Annotated in this window: 17 protein-coding genes and 1 pseudogene; 17 read left to right on the top strand and 1 reads right to left on the bottom strand. The window is 40.6% G+C overall.

All coding sequences use genetic code 11. The annotated features are described in order from the left end of the window. The first annotated feature begins 1 nt into the window (after position 1). The 15 genes and pseudogenes from ACLNCS_RS05695 to ACLNCS_RS05625 form a co-directional block, all read left to right on the top strand. Positions 2-1,033: a 3-deoxy-7-phosphoheptulonate synthase gene (locus tag ACLNCS_RS05695; RefSeq protein ID WP_424847724.1), complete on the top strand. Its 1,032-nt coding sequence runs from the start codon at positions 2-4 to the stop codon at positions 1,031-1,033. 45 nt (positions 1,034-1,078) lie between these two features. Next, entirely contained in the window at positions 1,079-1,441 is a 363-nt protein-coding gene (acpS, locus tag ACLNCS_RS05690) for a holo-ACP synthase (RefSeq protein WP_424847967.1), read from the top strand. After that, the gene (gene alr / locus ACLNCS_RS05685; protein WP_424847722.1) at positions 1,431-2,534 is read left to right on the top strand and encodes an alanine racemase; all 1,104 of its coding nucleotides are present in this window, start codon (positions 1,431-1,433) and stop codon (positions 2,532-2,534) included. Before acpS ends, alr begins: the two co-directional genes overlap by 11 nt. Before the next feature lie 24 nt (positions 2,535-2,558). Further along, complete coding sequence (gene recG / locus ACLNCS_RS05680; protein ID WP_424847720.1) at positions 2,559-4,574, top strand: ATP-dependent DNA helicase RecG; 2,016 nt, start codon at positions 2,559-2,561, stop codon at positions 4,572-4,574. A 311-nt stretch (positions 4,575-4,885) separates the two neighbouring features. Beyond that, the gene (locus tag ACLNCS_RS05675) at positions 4,886-5,869 is read left to right on the top strand and encodes an acetylxylan esterase (protein ID WP_424847718.1); all 984 of its coding nucleotides are present in this window, start codon (positions 4,886-4,888) and stop codon (positions 5,867-5,869) included. Between the two features lie 353 nt (positions 5,870-6,222). Then, entirely contained in the window at positions 6,223-9,900 is a 3,678-nt protein-coding gene (locus ACLNCS_RS05670) for an SIALI-17 repeat-containing surface protein (RefSeq protein WP_424847716.1), read from the top strand. 290 nt (positions 9,901-10,190) lie between these two features. Beyond that, the gene (locus tag ACLNCS_RS05665; protein WP_006152943.1) at positions 10,191-10,889 is read left to right on the top strand and encodes an N-acetylmannosamine-6-phosphate 2-epimerase; all 699 of its coding nucleotides are present in this window, start codon (positions 10,191-10,193) and stop codon (positions 10,887-10,889) included. A 116-nt stretch (positions 10,890-11,005) separates the two neighbouring features. After that, the gene (locus ACLNCS_RS05660) at positions 11,006-12,322 is read left to right on the top strand and encodes an ABC transporter substrate-binding protein (protein WP_424847714.1); all 1,317 of its coding nucleotides are present in this window, start codon (positions 11,006-11,008) and stop codon (positions 12,320-12,322) included. A gap of 236 nt (positions 12,323-12,558) precedes the next feature. Continuing rightward, on the top strand, positions 12,559-13,425 hold the full coding sequence (locus ACLNCS_RS05655; RefSeq protein WP_033630848.1) for a carbohydrate ABC transporter permease: 867 nt from the start codon (positions 12,559-12,561) through the stop codon (positions 13,423-13,425). 16 nt (positions 13,426-13,441) lie between these two features. Continuing rightward, positions 13,442-14,281, top strand: a complete 840-nt coding sequence (locus tag ACLNCS_RS05650) for a carbohydrate ABC transporter permease (RefSeq protein WP_004250812.1) — start codon at positions 13,442-13,444, stop codon at positions 14,279-14,281. Positions 14,282-14,481: 200 nt separating this feature from the next. Then, a complete protein-coding gene (locus ACLNCS_RS05645) occupies positions 14,482-14,934 on the top strand; it encodes a YhcH/YjgK/YiaL family protein (protein WP_004250815.1) in 453 nt (150 codons plus the stop codon). Positions 14,935-14,953: 19 nt separating this feature from the next. Next, a complete protein-coding gene (locus tag ACLNCS_RS05640) occupies positions 14,954-15,604 on the top strand; it encodes a YesL family protein (protein WP_414256305.1) in 651 nt (216 codons plus the stop codon). 163 nt (positions 15,605-15,767) lie between these two features. Continuing rightward, positions 15,768-16,685 (top strand): dihydrodipicolinate synthase family protein, encoded by a 918-nt coding sequence (locus ACLNCS_RS05635; RefSeq protein ID WP_414256304.1) that lies wholly within the window; start codon positions 15,768-15,770, stop codon positions 16,683-16,685. 15 nt (positions 16,686-16,700) lie between these two features. Further along, positions 16,701-17,585 carry an ROK family protein gene (locus ACLNCS_RS05630; RefSeq protein ID WP_414256303.1) on the top strand — a complete coding sequence of 295 codons (885 nt, stop codon included), beginning with the start codon at positions 16,701-16,703 and terminating at the stop codon, positions 17,583-17,585. A gap of 206 nt (positions 17,586-17,791) precedes the next feature. Next, positions 17,792-19,900 (top strand): annotated as a pseudogene (locus ACLNCS_RS05625) (alpha-L-fucosidase); the annotation flags it as partial. Between the two features lie 87 nt (positions 19,901-19,987). On the opposite strand, the gene ACLNCS_RS05620 reads toward ACLNCS_RS05625, so the two are convergent. Continuing rightward, entirely contained in the window at positions 19,988-20,839 is an 852-nt protein-coding gene (locus tag ACLNCS_RS05620) for a MurR/RpiR family transcriptional regulator (protein ID WP_414256302.1), read from the bottom strand. A gap of 192 nt (positions 20,840-21,031) precedes the next feature. Between ACLNCS_RS05620 and pbp2b the strand changes: the two genes are divergently transcribed. Together pbp2b and recR are read left to right on the top strand one after the other, a co-directional pair. Further along, on the top strand, positions 21,032-23,074 hold the full coding sequence (pbp2b, locus tag ACLNCS_RS05615) for a penicillin-binding protein PBP2B (RefSeq protein WP_424847709.1): 2,043 nt from the start codon (positions 21,032-21,034) through the stop codon (positions 23,072-23,074). A gap of 10 nt (positions 23,075-23,084) precedes the next feature. Further along, positions 23,085-23,681 carry a recombination mediator RecR gene (recR, locus tag ACLNCS_RS05610; protein WP_000966747.1) on the top strand — a complete coding sequence of 199 codons (597 nt, stop codon included), beginning with the start codon at positions 23,085-23,087 and terminating at the stop codon, positions 23,679-23,681. The last annotated feature ends 156 nt before the right edge of the window (positions 23,682-23,837 follow it).

The raw sequence follows: 23,837 nt of genomic DNA, 5'->3' as shown, positions 1-23,837 counted from the left end.
TATGGCATTTATCGAGAAAGGTCAAGAAATCGATATTGAAGCGATTAAGGCGGAAACACGGCTATCTGCAGAAACCTTGCAACATAAGGAAAATCGTGATCAAGAATTAGCAGATATCCTTTCAGGTAAGGATGATCGTATCCTTTTGGTCATTGGGCCTTGTTCGTCTGATAATGAAGAAGCAGTCCTAGAGTATGCCCGTCGTTTAGCAGACTTGCAGAAAAAAGTGGCAGATAAGATTTTCATGGTTATGCGTGTTTACACGGCCAAACCACGTACCAATGGAGATGGCTACAAGGGCTTGGTTCATCAGCCAGATACTTCTAAAGCCCCAAGCTTAATCAATGGTTTACAGGCTGTTCGTCAGCTTCATTATCGGGTGATTACAGAAACAGGATTGACTACAGCAGATGAAATGCTTTATCCAGCCAATCTCGTCTTGGTTGATGACTTGGTAAGTTATCATGCAGTGGGTGCGCGTTCAGTAGAAGACCAAGAACACCGTTTTGTAGCTTCGGGAATTGATGCACCAGTTGGAATGAAGAACCCAACATCTGGAAACCTATCTGTGATGTTTAATGCCATCTATGCTGCACAAAACAAACAAACCTTTCTCTTTCATGGTCAAGAAGTTGAAACTTCAGGAAATCCCTTGGCTCACGTCATCCTTCGTGGAGCTATGAATGAATATGGGAAAAATGAACCTAACTTCTACTATGAAACTCTTCTAGATGCTATTGGGCGTTACGGGTCTATGGGGCTCGAAAATCCCTTTATCATGATTGATACCAACCATGATAATTCAGGGAAACAATATATGGAGCAAGTTCGCATTGTTCGCCAAACTCTTCTCAACCGTGCCTGGAATGAAAAGATTAAGAAGACAATTCGAGGCTTCATGATCGAGTCTTACTTAGCAGATGGGCGCCAAAACCAGCCAGAAATCTTTGGACGTTCTATTACAGACCCATGTTTGGGCTGGGAAAATACAGTAGCTTTAGTAGAAGAAATCTATTCTACCTTAACAAAATAAGTGAAAAGGATGGAGTTGGGGGAATCTCAACTCCTTTTGATGAAAATGATAGTTGGACACGGAATCGATATCGAAGAATTAGCATCAATACAAAATGCAGTTGAAAAAAGAGAAGGCTTTGCGCAGCGTGTCTTGACAGACAAGGAAATGGAGCGCTTTACCAGTCTCAAAGGTCGCAGACAGGTCGAGTATTTGGCTGGTCGTTGGTCAGCTAAAGAGGCTTTCTCAAAGGCTATGGGAACGGGAATTGGGAAGCTAGGCTTTCAGGATTTGGAAGTCTTGAACAATGAGAAGGGAGCTCCCTACTTCAGCAAATCCCCATTTTCAGGAAATGTTTGGTTATCGATTAGCCATACAGAACAGTTTGTGACAGCTAGTGTTATTTTGGAGGAAAATCATGAAAACTAGTCCACATAGACCAACCAAGGCCCTTATTAATCTAGAAGCAATCCGCTACAATATCCAACAGATGGGAGCACATATTCCTAAAGACACCCTCAAATGGGCGGTTGTGAAAGCCAATGCCTATGGACATGGAGCGATAGCTGTTGCAAGAGCTATCCAGGATGATGTAGATGGCTTTTGTGTGTCAAATATTGATGAAGCCATCGAACTCCGTCAGGCAGGTATCGCTAAGAAAATTCTTATTTTGGGAGTATCTGAGGTTGAATCTTTTTCATTGGCTAAGGATTTTGATATTACCTTGACAGTGGCAGGATTGGAATGGATTGATAATCTCCTTGCTGCTGAGTCAGACTTAGCTGGTTTAACCGTTCACCTTAAAATTGACTCAGGCATGGGACGAATTGGTTTTAGAAGCGCTAGTGAGATCGAACAAGCCCAAGCTATGCTCAAAAACCATGGTGCTTCTGTCGAGGGAATCTTTACGCACTTTGCTACTGCAGATGAAGAGTCAGATAGCTACTTTAAGCAACAGCTAGAGTATTTCAAGGGAATCCTAGATGATTTGCAAGAATTGCCCAAATTCGTTCATGCTAGTAACTCCGCAACGACTTTATGGCATGCGGAAACGATTTTTAATGCTGTTCGCATGGGAGATTCCATGTATGGTCTCAATCCAAGTGGACAAGTATTGGAATTGCCTTATGAATTAAAACCAGCCTTGACCTTAGAAACAGCTATTGTTCATATAAAAACAGTAGAGACTGGTGCTTGTATGGGCTACGGAGCGACTTATCAGGCAGACAGTGAGCAAGTCATTGCCACTTTGCCAATCGGTTATGCAGATGGTTGGACACGAGACATGCAGAATTTTTCAGTTCTGGTGAATGGCCAATTGTGTCCCATTGTAGGGCGTGTATCCATGGACCAAATCACCATTCGCTTACCTAAGCTTTACCCATTGGGTACCAAGGTAACTTTAATTGGCTCAGACGGTGATAAAGAAATTACTGCAACAGATGTAGCAGTTTACCGAGGAACCATCAATTATGAGGTGGTTTGTCTCCTCAGTGATCGAATTCCAAGAGAATATTATTAAGAAATAGAAGGAAAGGAGTAGAGCATGAATTTACATCGACCCTTGCATGTCTTACCAGGAGTAGGACCTAAATCAGCAGAGAAATATGCCAAACTAGGAATTGAAAACTTGCAAGATCTCTTGCTCTACTTCCCTTTCCGTTATGAAGATTTTAAGACTAAGCAGGTGCTAGAGCTAGAAGACGGTGAAAAGGCTGTTTTATCTGGTCAGGTAGTGACACCAGCCAGTGTTCAGTATTATGGTTTTAAGCGTAATCGCTTACGTTTTAGCCTCAAGCAGGGGGAGGTTGTTTTTGCAGTTAATTTCTTCAACCAACCCTACCTAGCTGACAAGATTGAACTAGGAGCAACCTTGGCTGTCTTTGGCAAGTGGGATCGTGCTAAAGCTAGTCTCACAGGTATGAAGGTTTTAGCCCAAGTTGAGGATGATCTCCAGCCTGTCTATCGCCTAGCGCAAGGCGTCAGTCAAGCAGGACTTGTTAAAGTCATCAAGACAGCCTTTGATCAAGGACTGGACCTCTTGATAGAAGAAAACATCCCCCAGTCCTTGCTAGATAAATACAAACTCATGCCTCGTAGTCAGGCTGTTCGTGCCATGCATTTTCCTAAGGATTTGGCAGAATACAAACAGGCGCTCCGTCGAATCAAATTTGAGGAACTCTTCTATTTCCAAATGCAATTACAGACCCTCAAGTCTGAAAATAAGGTCCATGGAAGTGGTCTGGTCTTGAACTGGTCTCAGAAAACATTAACTGCAGTTAAAGAGAAATTGCCTTTTGCCTTGACCCAAGCCCAAGAAAAAAGCCTGCAAGAAATTCTAACAGATATGAAGTCGGACCATCACATGAATCGACTCTTACAAGGGGATGTCGGTAGCGGGAAGACAGTGGTTGCAGGTCTTGCTATGTATGCAGCTGTAACGGCAGGGTATCAGGCTGCCCTCATGGTTCCAACAGAGATTCTTGCAGAGCAGCATTTTGAAAGTTTAGAGAGTCTCTTTCCAGATTTGAAATTAGCTCTCCTGACAGGGTCACTGAAAGCTGCAGAAAAACGAAAGGTCTTGGAAACCATTGCTAAGGGGGAAGCCGATGTGATTATCGGAACCCATGCTCTTATACAAGACGGCGTGGACTATGCCCGACTCGGCTTGATTATCATCGATGAGCAACACCGCTTTGGTGTAGGGCAAAGGCGTATTTTACGGGAAAAAGGTGAAAATCCAGATGTCCTCATGATGACGGCAACTCCCATACCACGGACCTTAGCCATCACTGCCTTTGGGGATATGGATGTTTCTATTATTGACCAGATGCCAGCAGGGCGTAAGCCGATCGTAACTCGTTGGATCAAGCATGAGCAATTACCACAGGTCTTGACTTGGTTGGAGGGTGAGATTCAGAAAGGCTCCCAAGTCTATGTTATCTCTCCTCTGATTGAAGAATCTGAAGCTCTGGACCTTAAAAATGCTATCGCTCTGTCAGAGGAGTTAACAACTCATTTTGCTGGGAAAGCAAAAGTTGCCCTCTTACATGGAAAGATGAAGAGTGATGAAAAAGATCAGATTATGCAGGATTTCAAAGAGAGAAAGACAGATATCCTGGTCTCTACAACGGTTATCGAAGTTGGGGTCAATGTGCCAAATGCGACAGTCATGATTATCATGGATGCTGACCGTTTCGGACTTAGTCAACTTCACCAGCTCAGAGGTCGTGTCGGTCGGGGAGACAAGCAGTCCTATGCAGTTCTAGTGGCCAATCCAAAAACTGACTCTGGGAAAGACCGCATGCGTATCATGACGGAAACGACCAATGGTTTTGTCCTTGCAGAAGAAGATTTGAAAATGCGGGGTTCTGGTGAAATTTTTGGGACCAAACAGTCAGGTTTACCAGAGTTCCATGTAGCTGATATCATCGAAGACTTCCCAATCCTTGAGGAAGCTAGAAAGGTAGCTAGCTATATCAGCTCCCTCCCAAATTGGCGAGAGGACCCAGAGTGGCACATGATTGCCTTACATCTAGAGAAGAAAGAATATCTGGATTAAGCTTTTTCTAAGAAAATGCTAAGTTTGCTTTTAGGGTGAGTATCTATACTTGAGTCATCAAAAAGAAATGAGGACTCTCTCATGACTATTAAAGTAAATTACCAAAAGATATTTCAAAAGGAAACTCAACCTTCTCCTAAATACTAAGAAAAAGAGTGGCAACGCTCTTTTTTATATATCTAAAACTACTTTCAAGAGGATTCTTGCTGGGGTCGGACATTAAATCCACTTTCCGTTTCCCTTTCTTTCTTGCATTGCTTCCCCATATGTGCTACAGTTATGATAACGGTTACAAAACAAAGGAGAATTCTATGAGAAATCCAGCATTAGTAGAAGAAATGAAAACATATCAAGGAAGAGATGAAGTCCCTCAGGATTTTGATGCTTTTTGGAATGGGGAGATTGACAAGGTTTCGGTCTTGCCAGATTACCAACTAGAGGAAGGTGACTTTCATATTCCAAATGTTAAGTGCTATGAGTTAACCTTTAAAGGTACACGTGATGGACTTGTTTATGCACGTGTAGTCTTACCAAAATCAGAAAATAAAGTACCGATTATTTTCCACTTCCATGGTTATATGGGACGTTGCTGGGATTGGACAGATATGCTAGCCTTTACCGTCGCTGGTTATGGGGTTGTATCGATGGATGTTCGTGGGCAATCTGGTTACTCACAAGATGGCTTGCGTTCGCCTCTCGGAAATACAGTTAAGGGTCAAATCATTCGAGGTGTAGTAGAAGGAAAAGAGCAACTCTTCTATAAAGATGTCTATCTAGATATTTATCAATTGGTTGAAATCGTCGCTAGCTTACCACAAGTGGATGAGGAGCAGTTGGCTAGTTATGGAGCTTCGCAAGGAGGAGCCTTGGCTTTAGTGGCTGCTGGTCTCAATCCACGTATCAAGCGAACAGTTGCCATCTATCCATTCTTGTCAGACTTTAGACGAGTGCTAGAAATTGGGAATACCAGCGAAGCTTATGATGAGCTTTTTCGTTACTTTAAGTTTCATGATCCTTTCCATGAGACAGAAGAACAGATTATGGAGACACTTGGCTATATCGATGTGAAAAATCTTGCCCATCGTATTAAAGGTGAGGTGAGAATGATTACAGGGCTTGATGACGATGTCTGCTATCCAATCACCCAGTTTGCTATTTACAATCGTTTGACTTGTGAAAAGAGCTATCGTCTCATGCCAGAATACGCCCACGAGGCTATGAATGTCCATGTCAATGACCAGGTTTACAACTGGTTATGTGGTAGTGAGATTCCCTTTACCTATGTAGGTCGTTAGAAATATGTAAAAAGAGCCCTGCTAAAACAGGGCTTTCTTTTTGAGAGATTAAAGAAAGTAGTTTCGAAAAGTTTGAAGCATAGAAATATATATGAAAGTAAATTCTATTATAGATTACTAAGGCTATTATTTAGAATATTTATTATATAATAAGTGTAGTATCAATTTGAAAGGAGTAAAATTGTTGCTTGCTTTAAGATATAAAGTATAAAAATGCAACAGAAATTCAGATGAAAAGAATGGGAAAAACCCATCAACAATACAGTTTCTTTACATGATTTATGCCCTGGAGGCAAAAAAATTTCAATAAAAAAGAAAGCGCTTTATTTTTTGTGAAAGACGGAAGGAAATATATGACACAGAGAGATTTTGAACGGAAACAACGTTTTGGAATTAGAAAATTTACAGTAGGAGCTGCATCAGTTGTCATTGGAGCAGTTGTTTTTGGTGCTTCACCAGTTTTAGCCCAAGAAGCCCCAGCAACCGGTGGTGAAACAACTGGACAAGCTTTGCCAGAATTGCCAAAAGAAGTAGAATCAGGAAATCTGGCTAACATAGATAAGGAACTTGCTGATAAGTTGGCAGCAGCGACAGATAAAGGAACTGAGGTAAACCGTGAGGAGCTGCAAGCAAATCCAGGTTCTGAAAACCCAACAGAAACTGAAACTCCATCAGCTGAAACTGATAAGACAGAAGAAACTGAGAAACAAGAAGCTATCGCTCGTGATTATTACTCAAGAGAATTGGGAAATGCCAATGTTGTCGTTGAAAAAGAAGATGTAGAGACCAATGCAACAAATGGTCAACGAGTTGATTTGAATGATGAACTTGATAAACTGAAAAAACTTCAGAATGCTACCGTTCATATGGAGTTTAAGCCAGATACGTCTGCTCCACGTTTTTACAACCTCTTCTCAGTCTCCAGTGATACCAAAGTAAATGAGTACTTCACAATGGCCATCCTTGATAACACGGCTATCGTTGAAGGTCGTGATGCAAATGGAAACCAATTCTATGGTGATTATAAAACTGCTCCTTTGAAGATTAAGCCAGGTCAGTGGAACTCTGTAACCTTTACAGTTGAAAGACCAAATGTAGACCAACCAAAAGGTCAAGTTCGCGTCTATGTAAATGGTGTCTTGTCTCGAACAAGTCCTCAGTCTGGTCGTTTTATCCAAGATATGCCAGATGTTAATCATGTTCAAATCGGTACAACAAAACGTACAGGCAAAAACTTCTGGGGATCAAATCTTAATGTTCGTAATCTAACTGTTTATGATCGTGCCCTTTCTCCAGAAGAAGTTAAAAAACGTAGCCAACTTTTTGAAAGAGGAGAGTTAGAGAAGAAACTTCCTGAAGGAGCAAAAGTTACGGATAAACTGGATGTATTTGAAGGTGGTGTGAACCGCAAGCCAAATAAAGATGGTATTGCAAGTTACCGTATACCTGCACTTCTTAAGACAGATAAAGGTACCTTGATTGCCGGAACGGATGAAAGACGCTTGCATCACTCTGACTGGGGTGATATCGGTATGGTCGTTCGTCGTAGTGATGACAATGGGAAGACATGGGGAGATAGAATTACCATCTCTAATCCTCGTGACAATGAGAAAGCTAAAAATCCAGAATGGCCATCACCAGTTAATATTGACATGGCTTTAGTCCAAGATCCTGAAACTAAGAGAATCTTCTCAATTTATGATATGTTCCTCGAAGGGAAGGCAGTATTCTCTCTACCAGGGAAAGCACCACAAGCCTATGAGCAAATCGGTGATAAGGTTTACCAAGTCTTGTACAAACAAGGTGATGCGGGACGTTATACTATCCGTGAAAATGGTGAAGTTTTTGACCCTGAAAATAGAAAAACAGAATACCGTGTTGTAGTTGCTCCTAAACAACCAGCTTATAGCGATAAGGGTGATTTATACAAGGGTGAAGAACTAATTGGTAATGTCTATTTCGAATACAGTGACAAGAATATCTTTAGAGTTTCAAATACCAACTATCTCTGGATGTCTTATAGTGATGATGATGGAAAAACATGGTCTGCACCTAAAGATATTACATACGGTATCCGCAAGAACTGGATGCACTTCTTAGGTACTGGACCTGGTACAGGGATCGCCTTGCATTCAGGACCTCACAAAGGTCGTCTCGTTATCCCAGTCTATACTACAAATAACGTATCTTACTTGAGTGGTTCTCAGTCTTCACGCGTCATTTACTCGGATGACCATGGTGAAACTTGGCAAGCAGGTGAAGCTGTCAATGATAACCGCCCAGTAGGTAACCAAACAATTCACTCTTCAACTATGAATAATCCAGTTGCTCAAAATACTGAGTCAACTGTTGTTCAGTTGAACAACGGAGACCTCAAACTCTTCATGCGTGGGTTGACAGGAGATTTGCAGGTTGCAACAAGTAAAGATGGCGGAGCTACTTGGGAAAAAGATGTAAAACGCTATTCAGATGTCAAAGATGTATATGTTCAAATGTCAGCTATTCATACTGTACAAGATGGTAAGGAATATATTGTCCTCAGTAACGCAGGTGGGCCAGGACGTTACAACGGTTTGGTACACTTGGCACGTGTGGAAGCTAACGGAGAATTAACTTGGCTTAAACACAATCCAATTCAAAGCGGTAAATTTGCCTATAACTCATTGCAAGATCTTGGTAATGGTGAATTTGGCTTACTTTATGAGCATGCAGATGCCAATCAAAATGAATATACTTTGTCTTATAAGAAATTCAACTGGGATTTCTTGAGCAAGGATATGATTGCTCCAACTAAAGCAAAAGTAAAAAGTGCAGTAGATATGGGTAACAATATTGTTGCACTAGAATTTGATTCAGAAGTCTTGGTAAACCAAGCTCCTGTTCTTAAATTAGCGAATGGAAACCTAGCAACCTTCTTAACTCAGTACGATACAAAAACACTGCTATTTGTTGTCAAAAAAGAAGATATTGGCCAAGAAGTTACAGAGATAGTTGATGGTGCGATTGAGAGCATGCATAATTTGCCAGTTAGCCTTGATGAGGCAGGAATTCCTGGTGGAATTAATAGTAAAGAACCTGCTATTCATGAAGTTCCAGAGTTCACTGGAGGCGTCAATGGTGACGAAGTGGCAGTACATGAAGTCCCAGAATTCGAAGGTGGTGTAAATGGTGACGAAGCAGCTGTAACAGAGGCGCCTGAGTATACAGAAGCCATTGGAACAGCGGGTGAGGAAACAGCACCAACAGTAGAAGTTCCGGAATCCACAGGTGGTGTAAATGGCGAAGAAGCAACTATAACAGAGCTTCCAGAGTATACTGATGCTATTGGAACAGTAGGTGACGAAGCAGCACCAACAGTAGAAGTCCCTGAGTTTGAAGGTGGTGTAAATGGCGACGAAGCGGCTGTAACAGAGCTCCCTGAGTACACTGAACCTATTGGAACAGTAGGTGACGAAGCAGCGCCAACAGTAGAAGTCCCAGAATTCGAAGGTGGTGTCAATGCAGTCGAAGCTGCAGTTCATGAGCTTCCAGAATTCACAGGCGGAGTAAACGCAGTTGAAGCGCTCAAAAATGAGCTTCCAGAATTTGCAGGTGGAGCAAATGCAGTTCAAGTCCTTAAGCATGAGCTTCCAGAATTCACAGGCGGAGTAAACGCAGTTCAAGCCCTTAAGCATGAGCTTCCAGAATTCACAGGCGGAGTAAACGCAGTTGAAGCGCTCAAGCATGAGCTTCCAGAATTTGCAGGTGGAGCAAATGCAGTTCAAGCCCTTAAGCATGAACTTTCAGAATTCACAGGCGGAGTATATGCAGTTGAAGCAGCCAAAAACGAACTTCCGGAATATAAGTTTGAAGAAAAATCGCTTGTCACTTTTGTAGCACAGCAAGACAAGACCTATCAAGCTCCAGCAGCTCAAGCACAACAACCAACCCTCCCTGCAACAGGAAGTGAGGTTTCAACTTCTCTAGTATCTGTAGGAATGGTTGGAATGCTTCTCGGTTTGTTTGGAATGGCTAAGAAAAAAGAAGATTAATGGCAACATTGAATCTAAAAAGTCTCTATAAAAAGGTTTAGACTTATATTAGAAGGGTCTGTAACGTTCATTCGTTACAGGCTCTTTATTTGCAGAAAGCAAAGATTCTAGTGGAAATAAGCGGATGGGAGGCAATTCAAATTCGGGTATTTTCCCCTGAAACTACTTTCAGGAGATTCTATTTCATAAAATTGTTTTGAAACTTCAATCTATTCTAGCACAAGTTGTTGAAAGCGCTTTAAAAATGATATATAATAGGCTCATAAGAAAAAAGAAAAGGAGGAAAGTGGATGCCACAGATCAGTAAAGAAGCTTTGATTGAGCAGATTAAAGATGGGATCATCGTTTCTTGTCAGGCACTTCCTCACGAACCGCTTTATACAGAAGCGGGAGGTGTAATGCCCTTGCTAGTCAAAGCGGCTGAGCAAGGTGGAGCCGTCGGTATCCGAGCAAATAGTGTTCGAGATATTAAGGAAATCAAAGAGGTCACAAATCTTCCGATTATCGGAATTATCAAACGTGATTATCCACCACAGGAACCATTCATCACAGCTACTATGAAAGAAGTTGATGAACTAGCAGCTCTAGATATTGAGGTAATCGCTCTAGATTGTACCAAGAGAGAACGCCATGATGGCCTAGAGATTCAAGAATTTATCCGTCAAATCAAAGAAAAATATCCAAACCAACTCTTGATGGCTGACACAAGTACCTTTGAAGAAGGACTAACAGCAGTTGAGGCGGGAATCGATTTTGTCGGAACAACCTTGTCAGGCTACACATCTTATAGTCCAAAAGTGGATGGTCCAGATTTTGAACTCATCAAGAAACTATGCGATGCAGGTGTAGACGTCATCGCAGAAGGAAAAATTCATACACCAGAACAGGCTAAGCAAATCCTAGGTTACGGAGTGCGAGGCATCGTAGTTGGTGGTGCTATTACTAGACCAAAAGAGATCACGGAACGATTTGTTGCAGGTCTCAAATAAGACAATTAAAACACGAGGAGAGTGGTTGATTAGTAAAATAAAATGTAAACGTATACAAAGTTGTCAATACTCATTATCCGTTTCGGATACGCATATCATCATTTAGGAGAATACTAATGAAATTTAGAAAACTAGCTTGTACAGTACTTGCGGGTGCTGCTGTTCTATCTCTTGCTGCTTGTGGCAAATCAGACGCTAAAAAAGACGCTGCAAGTGATGCAGGGAAAACTGAAATCACTTGGTGGGCTTTCCCAGTCTTCACTCAAGAAAAATCTGGTGACGGTGTAGGAACTTATGAAAAATCTATCATCGAAGCTTTCGAAAAAGCAAACCCAGATATCAAAGTTAAACTAGAAACAATCGACTTCAAATCTGGTCCAGAAAAAATCACGACAGCTATTGAAGCTGGAACTGCTCCAGATGTACTTTTCGATGCACCAGGTCGTATCATTAATTACGGTAAAAATGGTAAATTAGCTGAGTTGAATGACCTCTTTACAGATGAATTTGTTAAAGATGTTAACAATGAAAACATCATTCAAGCAAGTAAAGCTGGTGATAAAGCATACATGTATCCAATCAGTTCTGCACCATTCTACATGGCTATGAACAAGAAAATGTTGGAAGATGCTGGTGTAGCTAACCTTGTTAAAGAAGGTTGGACAACAGATGATTTTGAAAAAGTCTTGAAAGCACTTAAAGACAAAGGATACACTCCAGGTTCATTGTTCAGTTCTGGTCAAGGGGGAGACCAAGGAACACGTGCCTTCATCGCTAACCTATACGGCGGTTCTGTAACAGACAAAGAAGTTACTAAATACACAACTGACGATCCTAAGTTCGTCAAAGGTCTTGAAAAAGCAACTAGCTGGATTAAAGATGGTTTGTTGAACAACGGTTCACAATTTGACGGTGGAGCAGACATCCAAAACTTTGCAAACGGTCAAACATCATACACAATCCTTTGGGCACCAGCTCAAAACGGTATCCAAGCTAAACTCTTGGAAGCAAGTAAAGTTGAAGTGGTAGAAGTACCATTCCCATCTGATTCAGGCAAACCAGCTCTTGAGTACCTTGTAAACGGATTTGCAGTATTTAACAACAAGGATGAAAAGAAAGTTGCTGCTGCTAAGAAATTCATCCAATTCATCGCAGATGATAAAGAGTGGGGTCCTAAAGACGTAGTTCGTACAGGTGCCTTCCCAGTTCGCACTTCATTTGGAAAACTTTACGACGACAAACGTATGGAAACAATCAGTAGTTGGACTCAATACTACTCTCCATACTACAACACAATCGACGGATTTGCTGAAATGAGAACTCTATGGTTCCCAATGTTGCAATCAGTGTCTAACGGTGACGAACAACCTGCTGCAGCTTTGAAGACATTCACTGAAAAAGCGAATGAAACAATCAAAAAAGCAGCTAAATAATAAGCCCTAAATAAAAAGTAAAATCACCCCCTTTTCCCTGTGCACATCTGTGTACGAAAAGGGGGGTTTTGTTTAAAAAAAGTAAGGAACTGACAGGTCAAAATTAAAATGAAGTTCTTACATAGGCTTTTCTTGGAAAAAATTTCATTTTGATTTTACATCAATGTCAGATAACAATCAAAAAACAAAAACTATTTGAAAGTGAGGTGCCGACTGTGAAAGTCAATAAAATTCGCATGAGAGAAACAATTGTTTCTTATGCATTCTTAGCACCAGTATTAATCTTCTTTATCGTCTTTGTCCTAGCTCCAATGATCATGGGATTCATCACTAGTTTCTTTAACTACTCGATGACTAGCTTTGAGTTTGTGGGATTGGACAACTACATCCGCATGTTTAAAGACCCTGTCTTTACAAAATCTTTGATTAATACCGTAATCTTAGTTATCGGTTCTGTACCAGTCGTTGTACTCTTCTCACTATTTGTGGCATCACAAACTTACCAACAAAATGCAGTTGCTAGATCCTTCTATCGTTTCGTATTCTTCCTTCCTGTTGTAACAGGTAGTGTTGCTGTAACGGTTGTATGGAAATGGATTTATGATCCTCTATCAGGTATTTTGAATTTCGTACTTAAGTCAAGCCATATCATTAGCCAAAACATTTCTTGGTTGGGTGATAAAAACTGGGCTTTGATGGCGATTATGATTATTCTTTTGACAACATCAGTTGGTCAGCCAATCATCCTTTACATCGCTGCAATGGGTAATATTGATAACTCACTTGTTGAAGCGGCGCGTGTCGACGGAGCTACTGAGTTACAAGTTTTCTGGAAGATTAAATGGCCAAGCCTCCTTCCAACAACTCTTTATATCGCAATCATTACAACCATCAACTCATTCCAGTGTTTCGCTTTGATTCAGCTTTTGACTTCAGGTGGTCCAAACTACTCAACAAGTACACTTATGTACTACCTATACGAGAAAGCCTTCCAATTGACTGAGTATGGCTATGCCAATACTATTGGTGTATTCTTGGCAGTTATGATCGCAATTGTCAGCTTTGTTCAATTTAAAGTACTTGGAAACGACGTAGAATATTAATAGAAAGGAGACAGCTATGCAATCTACACAAAAGAAACCTTTAACAGCTTTCACTGTTATTTCAACCATCTTCTTGCTTTTATTGACTGTACTGTTTATCTTTCCATTCTACTGGATTTTGACAGGTGCATTCAAATCACAACCAGATACCATTATGATTCCACCACAATGGTTCCCTAAAGCTCCAACAATGGAGAACTTCCAACAATTGATGGTGCAAAACCCAGCCTTACAATGGATGTGGAACTCAGTCTTCATTTCATTGGTAACTATGTTCTTGGTTTGTGCAACTTCTTCCCTAGCAGGTTATGTATTGGCTAAGAAACGTTTCTATGGACAACGCATTCTATTCGCTATCTTTATCGCTGCCATGGCTCTTCCAAAACAAGTTGTCCTAGTACCATTGGTACGTATCGTCAACTTCATGGGAATCCATGACACTCTTTGGGCGGTTATCTTGCCTTTAATCGGATGGCCATTTGGGGTCTTCCTCATGAAACAGTTCAGTGAAAACATTCCAACAGAATTGCTCGAATCTGCTAAGATTGATGGATGTGGTGAGATTCGTACTTTCTGGAGCGTAGCCTTCCCAATCGTGAAGCCAGGATTTGCAGCTCTTGCAATCTTTACCTTCATCAATACATGGAATGACTACTTTATGCAGTTGGTTATGTTGACATCTCGTAACAACTTGACCATCTCACTCGGGGTTGCGACTATGCAGGCTGAGATGGCAACCAACTATGGTTTAATTATGGCAGGGGCTGCTCTTGCAGCTGTGCCAATCGTAACAGTCTTCCTTGTCTTCCAAAAATCCTTCACTCAAGGTATTACTATGGGAGCCGTTAAAGGTTAATACTCTGCGAAAATTGAATATAGTACAATCTGTTTATCAGTATGCAGAAGTATAGTTGATAGACTAAGAGAATACAGGATATATAAGTGTCTACAAAATGGAGAGGAGTTGGTTACTTCACGAAGTTTTGTTAGACACTTATAAACTTACTGGCTAGACATTTTGTGTCTGAAGATAACAATCAGGTAAAGGAAATTACTATGATTTTTGATGATTTAAAAAACATTAGCTTTTACAAGGGAATTCACCCAAATCTCGATAAGGCCATCGATTATCTCTATGAGCATCGTAAAGATAACTTTGAATTAGGGAAATACGATATTGATGGAGATAAGGTCTTCTTAGTTGTGCAAGAAAATGTTCTCAACAAAGAAGAAAATGATCGCTTTGAGCATCATAAAAACTATGCAGACTTACATTTGTTAGTTGAAGGACATGAGTATTCTAGCTACGGTTCTCGTATAAAAGATGAGGCTGTAGCCTTTGATGAAGCTAGCGATATTGGCTTTGTTCATTGTCACGAACAATACCCACTCTTGTTGGGATATCACAATTTTGCAGTTTTCTTCCCAGGAGAACCTCATCAGCCTAACGGTTATGCAGGTATGGAAGATAAAGTTCGCAAATATTTATTTAAAATTTTAATCGATTAGTCAGTTAGGAGGAGAAACAATGGCACATAAAGGATCTGGATTGATAAAAGCGGCATTCGATACGGATAACTTTCTGATGCGTTTTTGCGAGAAAGTTTTAGATATCGTGACGGTTAACCTACTCTTTGTTGTGTCTTGTTTACCTATTGTAACTATTGGAGTAGCTAAAATCAGTCTCTATCAGACAATCTTTGAAGTGAAGCGCAGCCGTCGTATTCCTGTTTTCAAAATCTATATTAGAGCCTTTAAGCAAAATTTGAAATTAGGTTTTCAGTTAGGTTTGCTGGAATTAGGAATCTTTTTGATCAGTGTGATTGACTTATCACTATTTTGGAGTCAAACTGGTGTTGCCTTTCAGCTCATTAAAGCTATTTGCTTGGGAATTCTGATATTTTTAACACTAGTTATGTTGGCTAGCTATCCAATTGCTGCACGCTATGAATTAACTTGGAAAGAAGTGCTCCAAAAGGGCTTACTTTTGGTAAGTTTTAACTTCGTTTGGTTCTTCTTGATGCTTGCGATTATTTTGTTAATCATTATGCTTCTCTATCTATCAGGCTTTACTCTAGTGCTTGGTGGTTCAGCATTTCTACTCTTTGGCTTTGGTCTTCTTGCCTTTTGCCAAGTTGGATTAATGGAAAAATTGTTTGCTAAATATCAAGCAGATTGAAAACGATATGAAACTACTTTCAAACAAGAAAAGCTATGGGAGATGAATAGAAATTAAAATCTAAGTGGCTAAGATGTATTGAAAGCGCTTTTTACAAGGTGTATACTAAAATAGTAAAAAATCATCTGCTCAAAGCAGAAAAAAGAAATCTTAGGAGAAATCTATGTCAGATTTAAAAAAATATGAAGGTGTCATTCCTGCCTTCTACGCATGTTATGATGATGCGGGTGAAGTTAGCCCAGAACGTACTCGTGCCTTGGTACAATACTTTATTGATAAAGGTGTTCAAGGGCTTTATGTCAACGGTTCTTCAGGTGAATGTATCTACCAAAGTGTAGAAGACCGTAAATTGATCTTGGAAGAAGTTATGGCAGTTGCTAAAGGTAAATTGACTATCATTGCTCACGTTGCTTGTAACAATACAAAAGATAGTATCGAACTCGCTCGTCATGCAGAAAGTTTGGGAGTGGATGCTATCGCAACAATTCCACCAATTTACTTCCGTTTGCCTGAATATTCAGTAGCAAAATACTGGAACGACATCAGTGCTGCAGCACCAAACACAGATTACGTTATTTACAACATTCCTCAATTGGCAGGTATCGCTTTGACTCCAAGTCTCTATACAGAAATGTTGAAAAATCCACGTGTTATCGGTGTTAAAAACTCTTCAATGCCAGTTCAAGATATTCAAACTTTTGTAAGTCTTGGTGGTGATGATCATATCGTCTTTAATGGTCCAGACGAACAATTCCTAGGTGGACGTCTCATGGGAGCAAAAGCTGGTATCGGTGGTACTTATGGTGCTATGCCAGAACTCTTCTTGAAACTCAACCAATTGATTGCGGATAAAGACCTAGAAACAGCACGTGAATTGCAATACGCTATCAACTCTATCATCGGTAAATTAACTGCAGCTCATGGAAATATGTACGGCGTTATCAAAGAAGTCTTGAAAATCAATGAAGGACTTAACATCGGATCAGTTCGTTCTCCACTTACACCAGTGACCGAAGAAGATCGTCCAGTTGTAGAAGCAGCTGCTCAATTGATTCGTGAATCTAAGGAGCGTTTCCTCTAATCAATAGGAGGCTTTATGACTAATTACGTTGCAATTGATATTGGTGGAACTAATATCAAATATGGTTTAATTGATCAGGATGGACAACTTGTAGAGTCTAACGAAGTAGCGACTGAGGCTCACAAGGGTGGTCCACACATCTTACAGAAAACAAAAGATATCGTAGCTAGCTATCTAGAAAAAGGACCAGTGTCAGGTGTAGCAATTTCCTCGGCGGGAATGGTTGATCCTGATAAGGGTGAGATTTTCTACGCTGGTCCACAGATTCCAAATTATGCCGGAACCAAATTTAAAAAGGAAATTGAAGAAAGCTTTAACATTCCTTGTGAAATTGAAAATGATGTTAACTGTGCAGGGCTTGCTGAAGCTGTCTCTGGTTCAGGAAAGGGTGCAAGTATTACCCTTTGCTTGACGATTGGGACTGGTATCGGTGGTTGCTTAATCATTGATGGGCAAGTTTTCCATGGCTTTAGTAATTCTGCCTGTGAAGTTGGTTATCTGCACATGCAGGATGGAGCCTTCCAGGACTTAGCGTCTACGACAGCTCTTGTTAAGTATGTGGCTGATGCACATGGAGATGAAGTGGAACAGTGGAACGGTCGCAGAATTTTCAAAGAAGCTACCGAAGGCAATAAACTCTGTATGGAGGGGATTGACCGTATGGTGGATTACCTTGGTAAGGGTCTCGCAAATATTTGTTATGTTGCCAATCCAGAAGTTGTCATCCTTGGTGGTGGGATCATGGGGCAAGAAGCAATTTTGAAACCAAAAATCCGTAAGGCTTTGAAAGATTCGCTTGTTCCAAGCTTAGCAGACAAGACTCGACTTGAATTTGCCCACCATCAGAATACTGCTGGCATGCTCGGTGCTTATTATCATTTCAAAACAAAACAATCCTAAATTGGCCTTGCCAATTTAGGATTTTTAAATAAAGGCAAATACTAACTTGCTTACTGCTGGCAAGGTATCTTGCATTTTTGACTTCGATATAGTATATTTAAGTTAATTCAAATATATATCAGTAATACCAATAGATATGAACTAAAGGAGAGCAATCATTGACCTATAATCAACAAGAAAAATATAACAGTAAAGTAAGCTCCCTTGAGGATCAAGAAACAGAAATTGCTGCTTACGGTCCACTTCCAAGCAAGGCTCAATTGGACTACCACAAGGAAGAATTGGCTGCCTTCATCCACTATGGTATGAACACCTATACTAACTCTGAGTGGGGGAACGGTAGAGAAAATCCTCAGTACTTCAATCCAACTAACCTTGATACAGATCAGTGGATTAAGACTTTGAAGGATGCTGGGTTCAAACGAACAATCATGGTTGTAAAACACCATGACGGATTTGTGATTTATCCATCTAAATATACAGACCATACGGTCGCTGCTAGTCCGTGGAAAGATGGTAAGGGAGACCTTCTCGAAGAGATCTCTAAATCAGCGACTAAGTATGACATGAATATGGGTGTTTACCTATCACCATGGGATGCCAACCATCCTAAATATCGTGTTGCAACTGAGAAAGAGTACAACGAATACTACCTCAACCAACTCAAGGAAATCCTTGGCAATCCTAAATACGGAAACAAAGGTAAGTTTATCGAAGTTTGGATGGACGGTGCGCGTGGTAGCGGAGCTCAAAAAGTAACTTATACCTTTGATGAGTGGTTCAAGTACATCAAGGAAACTGAAGGAGATATCGCTATCTTCTCTGCTCAACCGACAAGTGTCCGTTGGATCGGTAATGAACGTGGTATCGCCGGAGATCCGGTTTGGCATAAGGTCAGGAAAGCTAAAATCACTGATGATGTGAAGAATGAATATCTCAACCATGGAGATCCAGAAGGAGACATGTACTCAGTTGGTGAAGCAGACGTTTCTATCCGTTCAGGTTGGTTCTACCATGACAATCAACAGCCAAAATCAATCAAAGATTTGATGGATATCTACTTCAAGTCTGTTGGTCGTGGAACGCCACTTCTCCTCAATATTCCACCTAATAAAGAAGGTAAATTCGCAGAAGCAGATGTCGCTCGCTTGCAAGAATTCCGAGCAACCTTGGATCAAATGTATGCGACTGACTTCGCTAAGGGTGCAACTGTAACTGCAAGTTCTACTCGTAAGAATCACTTGTATCAAGCAAGTCATTTGACAGATGGTAAGGATGATACGAGCTGGGCACTAGCAAATGATGCTAAGACAGGTGAATTTACTGTCGATCTTGGACAAAAGAGACGTTTTGACGTAGTCGAACTCAAAGAAGATATCGCTAAGGGTCAACGTATCTCTGGCTTCAAGGTTGAAGTTGAACTTAATGGACGTTGGGTACCATACGGTGAAGGTTCGACTGTTGGCTATCGTCGTCTTATCCAAGGTCAACCAGTAGAGACGCAAAAGATTCGTGTAACCATTACTGGTGCACAAGCGACTCCAATCTTGACAAACTTCTCTGTTTATAAGACACCAAGTAGTATCGAGAAAACAGATGGTTACCCTCTAGGACTAGATTACCATTCAAATACAACTGCTGATAAAGAGAATACAACTTGGTATGATGAATCTGAAGGCGTCCGCGGAACATCTATGTGGACTAACCAAAAAGATGCTAGTGTTACATACCGTTTCACTGGAACAAAAGCATATGTAGTGTCTACAGTTGATTCAAACCACGGTGAAATGTCCGTTTACGTGGATGGTCAAAAGGTTGCAGACGTACAAACCAATAATGCAGCTCGTAAACGTAGCCAGATGGTTTATGAAACTGAAGACTTGGCTCCAGGTGAACATACCATCAAACTCGTTAACAAAACTGGTAAAGCTATTGCAACGGAAGGTATCTACACGCTCAACAATGCTGGTAAAGGTATGTTTGAGATGAAAGAAACGACCTATGAAGTTCAAAAAGGTCAACCGGTTACTGTAACAATTAAGCGTGTTGGTGGTAGCAAAGGAACAGCAACAGTCCATGTTGTAACAGAGCCAGGAACAGGGGTTCATGGTAAAGTGTACAAGGACACAACAGCTGACCTAACCTTCCAAGATGGTGAAACTGAGAAAACAATCACGATTCCAACGATCGACTTTACAGAGCAAGCTGATTCAATCTTTGACTTCAAAGTGAAAATGACTAGCATTTCTGACAATGCCCTTCTTGGTTTTGCTTCAGAAGCTACGATTCGAGTGATGAAAGCTGAATTATTTTAGAAAAATTAGCGAGTATAGATAAATGTCTATCGAGATTTTATACAAAAAATTTTGAATGATAAAAAATCCTAAATTGTTAAAATCAATTTAGGATTTTCCCTTTCTGTGATTTCTACGATAACCATTCAGTCTATTATTCTCCCAATAGCTATTAAAGATTTTTTCTTTACTTTCACGATCAATCTCTAGGAAATAAGCGTAGAGTAAATCAATGATAATCAGCATTGGAATCTGAGCAGAAATTCGTTGGATATAAGAGGCTTGGTTTTGACCTGCGACTAAAATAGTTTCTGTAAAGGCTTGAGTATCCTTATTCGGTGAACTTGTAAATAGAACCGTCTTAGCTCCCATGTCCTGGGCATCTAATAGGCTATCGATGATGGACGGTGTTGTTCCTGAGAGGGAAAAACCAAAGACCAAACATTTTTCATCAATGATACTAGTCGTCCAGGCAAAACCGTCTGGATCTGTTAAGGCTTCACAGACGACACCCAATCTCATAAAACGTAGCTTCATCTCACGTGCGACTAGACCAGAACTCCCAGTTCCGAAAAAATACACTCGTTCGGATTGCTCAATCATCTGAGCTACACGTTCCAACTGCTCATCGTCAATCAATCCTTGAGAAAAATCTCGCACATTTGCATAACTTCTGAGAACTCGTTGAGTCAAAGGATTCATATCCTGTTGAGGAGCAGAAAGAGTGTCTTTTTGTTGTTGGTATTTGAAGATAAACTCTCGATAGCCCTTAAAACCACATTTCTTGGCAAAACGAGTGAGCGCTGCCTGGGAAATATGAAGTTTTTGAGTAACTTGCTGAGAGGATAAGTCATCGTTTATAGTATCTGCCTGCAGAAAATAGCGGGCAATTTCTTGCTCTAAATCGGTCATCTCTTCAAAGTGAAGGTCGATAATCGTAGAGATATCTTGCTTATTCATGGAACTCCTTTTATAGCTATTTGCCAAAATTACTTTGACAAATCCAACAAATAAAATAGCGTTTACTACCATTATATCATAGAAACTAATTTTTGGACCAAAAAGGAAAAGTCTTTTCTTTTTCCATAATTTTCTACCTAAATTATGGTACAATGAAGAGTGTGATTTTGATTAGAAATGAGATTGATGTGTATGAGAAAATTCAATAGCCACTCGATACCGACACGGCTTAATTTGTTATTTGCAATCGTCATCTTGCTCTTTTTAGCAATTATTGGTCGTTTGCTTTATATGCAAGTTCTTCATAAGGATTTTTATGAAAACAAACTCGCTTCTGCTAGCCAAACTCGAGTAACCATGGGTTCTGCTCGCGGAGAAATCTATGATGCAACAGGGAAACCTTTAGTCCAAAATACCGTTAAACAAGTTGTTTCCTTTACACGAAGCAATAAGATGACTGCGGCTGATTTGAAGGATATTTCTAAAAAATTGTTGACCTATGTCACAGTCACCTCTCCAGAGTTGACGGACCGACAAATGGCAGACTACTACTTGGCGGATGCCGAAGCTTATAAGAAAACAGTTGAAGCTCTTCCAAAAGATAAACGGTATGATTCAGATGGCAATCAGCTATCTGAAGCTCAACTTTATAACAATGCCGCTGAGAGTATCACTTCTGATCAGCTGAACTATTCAGAGGATGAAAAGAAGATTATCTACCTTTTTAACCAGCTCAATGCAGTTGCTAATTTTGCGACCGGGAATATTCAAACCGATCCATTAAGTGATACACAGGTAGCTGTGATTGCATCTGCTTCTAAGGAATTACCAGGTATTTCCATCTCTACTTCATGGGACCGAAAAGTCTTAGAAACCTCTCTTTCATCTATTGTCGGAACTGTTTCTAGTGAAAAATCCGGTCTTCCAGCAGAAGAAGTAGACACTTATTTGAAAAAAGGCTATTCGCTCAATGACCGAGTCGGGACTTCCTATCTTGAAAAGCAATACGAAGAGGTCTTGCAAGGGAAACGGACCGTCAAGGAAATCCATTTGGATAAGCACGGAGACATGGAGAGCGTAGAAAATATCGAAGAAGGTAGCAAGGGGAAAAACATCAAATTAACCATTGATTTGTCCTTCCAAGATAGCGTAGACAGCCTTTTGAAGAGTTATTTTAATTCTGAACTTACAAATGGTGGTGCTAAATACTCAGAAGGTGTTTATGCAGTAGCCCTTAATCCTAAGACAGGTGCTGTATTGGCAATGTCAGGAATAAAACACAATCTAGAAACAGGAGACTTGACACCAGACTCACTTGGTACAGTAACCAATGTCTTCGTACCAGGATCTGTCGTTAAGGCAGCTACCATCAGTTCAGGTTGGGAAAATGGGGTCTTGTCAGGAAATCAAACCTTGACAGATCAACCAATCGTCTTCCAAGGTTCTGCGCCTATCAATTCCTGGTATACCCCTTATTACAGTTCCTTTCCGGTTACAGCCGTTGAGGCTCTAGAATATTCATCTAATGCCTACATGGTTCAAACTGCGCTAGGAATGATGGGTCAGACCTATCAACCAAATATGACAGTCAAAACCAACCAACTTGAGTCTGCCATGGGAAAACTACGCGCGACTTTTAGTGAGTATGGTTTGGGTGCTTCTACAGGTATTGACTTGCCCGAGGAATCAACAGGATTTATCCCTAAAGACTATGATTTGGCCAACTATCTAAATAATGCCTTTGGACAGTTCGACAACTACACACCGATGCAGTTAGCTCAGTATGTAGCAACTATTGCCAATAATGGTGTCCGCTTAGCTCCTCATATCGTGGAAGGAGTCTACGACAACAATGAACAAGGTGGTTTGGGAGAACTCATTAAGCAAACGGACAGCACAGAAATGAATAAGATTAATATTTCTGAGTCTGACATGTCTATCCTGCACCAAGGATTTTACCAAGTATCGCATGGAACTAGTCCCCTAACGACAGGACGGGCGTTTTCAGATGGCGCCACTGTTTCTATCAGTGGTAAGACCGGTACAGCTGAAAGCTATGTAGCTGGTGGTCAAGAAGCTAATAATACCAATGCCGTGGCCTATGCTCCAACAGAAAATCCTCAAATTGCAGTTGCAGTAGTCTTTCCTCATAATACCAATTTAACCAAAAATGTTGGGCCAGCAATTGCTCGCGACATTATCAATTTATATAATCAACACCATCCAATGAATTAGAAAGGAAGCCATGCTTTACCCAACACCTATAGCAAAGCTGATTGACAGTTATTCTAAACTTCCAGGTATCGGGATTAAGACAGCAACCCGACTGGCCTTTTATACTATTGGGATGTCGGATGATGACGTCAATGAATTTGCAAAAAATCTTCTTGCAGCCAAGCGAGAATTGACCTATTGCTCTATTTGTGGACGCTTGACAGATGATGATCCTTGTTCTATCTGTACCGATCCTAGCCGTGACCAGTCTACGATTCTGGTTCTGGAGGATAGCCGAGATGTTGCTGCTATGGAAAACATCCAGGAATACCACGGACTTTACCATGTTTTACACGGTTTGATTTCCCCTATGAATGGGATTAGTCCCGATGATATCAATCTCAAAAGTCTCATGACTCGCCTCATGGATAGCGAAGTTTCAGAGGTTATCGTGGCCACTAATGCAACAGCAGATGGTGAGGCGACCTCCATGTATATCTCTCGACTTCTTAAACCTGCAGGGATTAAGGTCACTCGTCTAGCACGAGGTCTAGCAGTCGGAGCTGATATCGAATATGCGGACGAAGTAACGCTCCTAAGAGCCATTGAAAATCGTACCGAACTTTAGTCTGTAAGGATATAGAACGGGTAATTAGTTAGCAGATAAGACTTTAAGAAATCAAGAGACTGGATTTATTTTTAATCCAGTCTCTTTTGTGCTATTCAAGTTTAAAAAAATAAACAAATGTGATATACTAAAAGGCGAGTATTCTAGTAGAAATAG

This window comes from Streptococcus sp. CL9.43, from assembly GCF_049737935.1.
GTDB classification, from domain to species: domain Bacteria; phylum Bacillota; class Bacilli; order Lactobacillales; family Streptococcaceae; genus Streptococcus; species Streptococcus infantis_I.
Note: the sequence above shows the minus strand (reverse complement) of the source record. Positions and strands in the feature narration are given on the sequence as shown.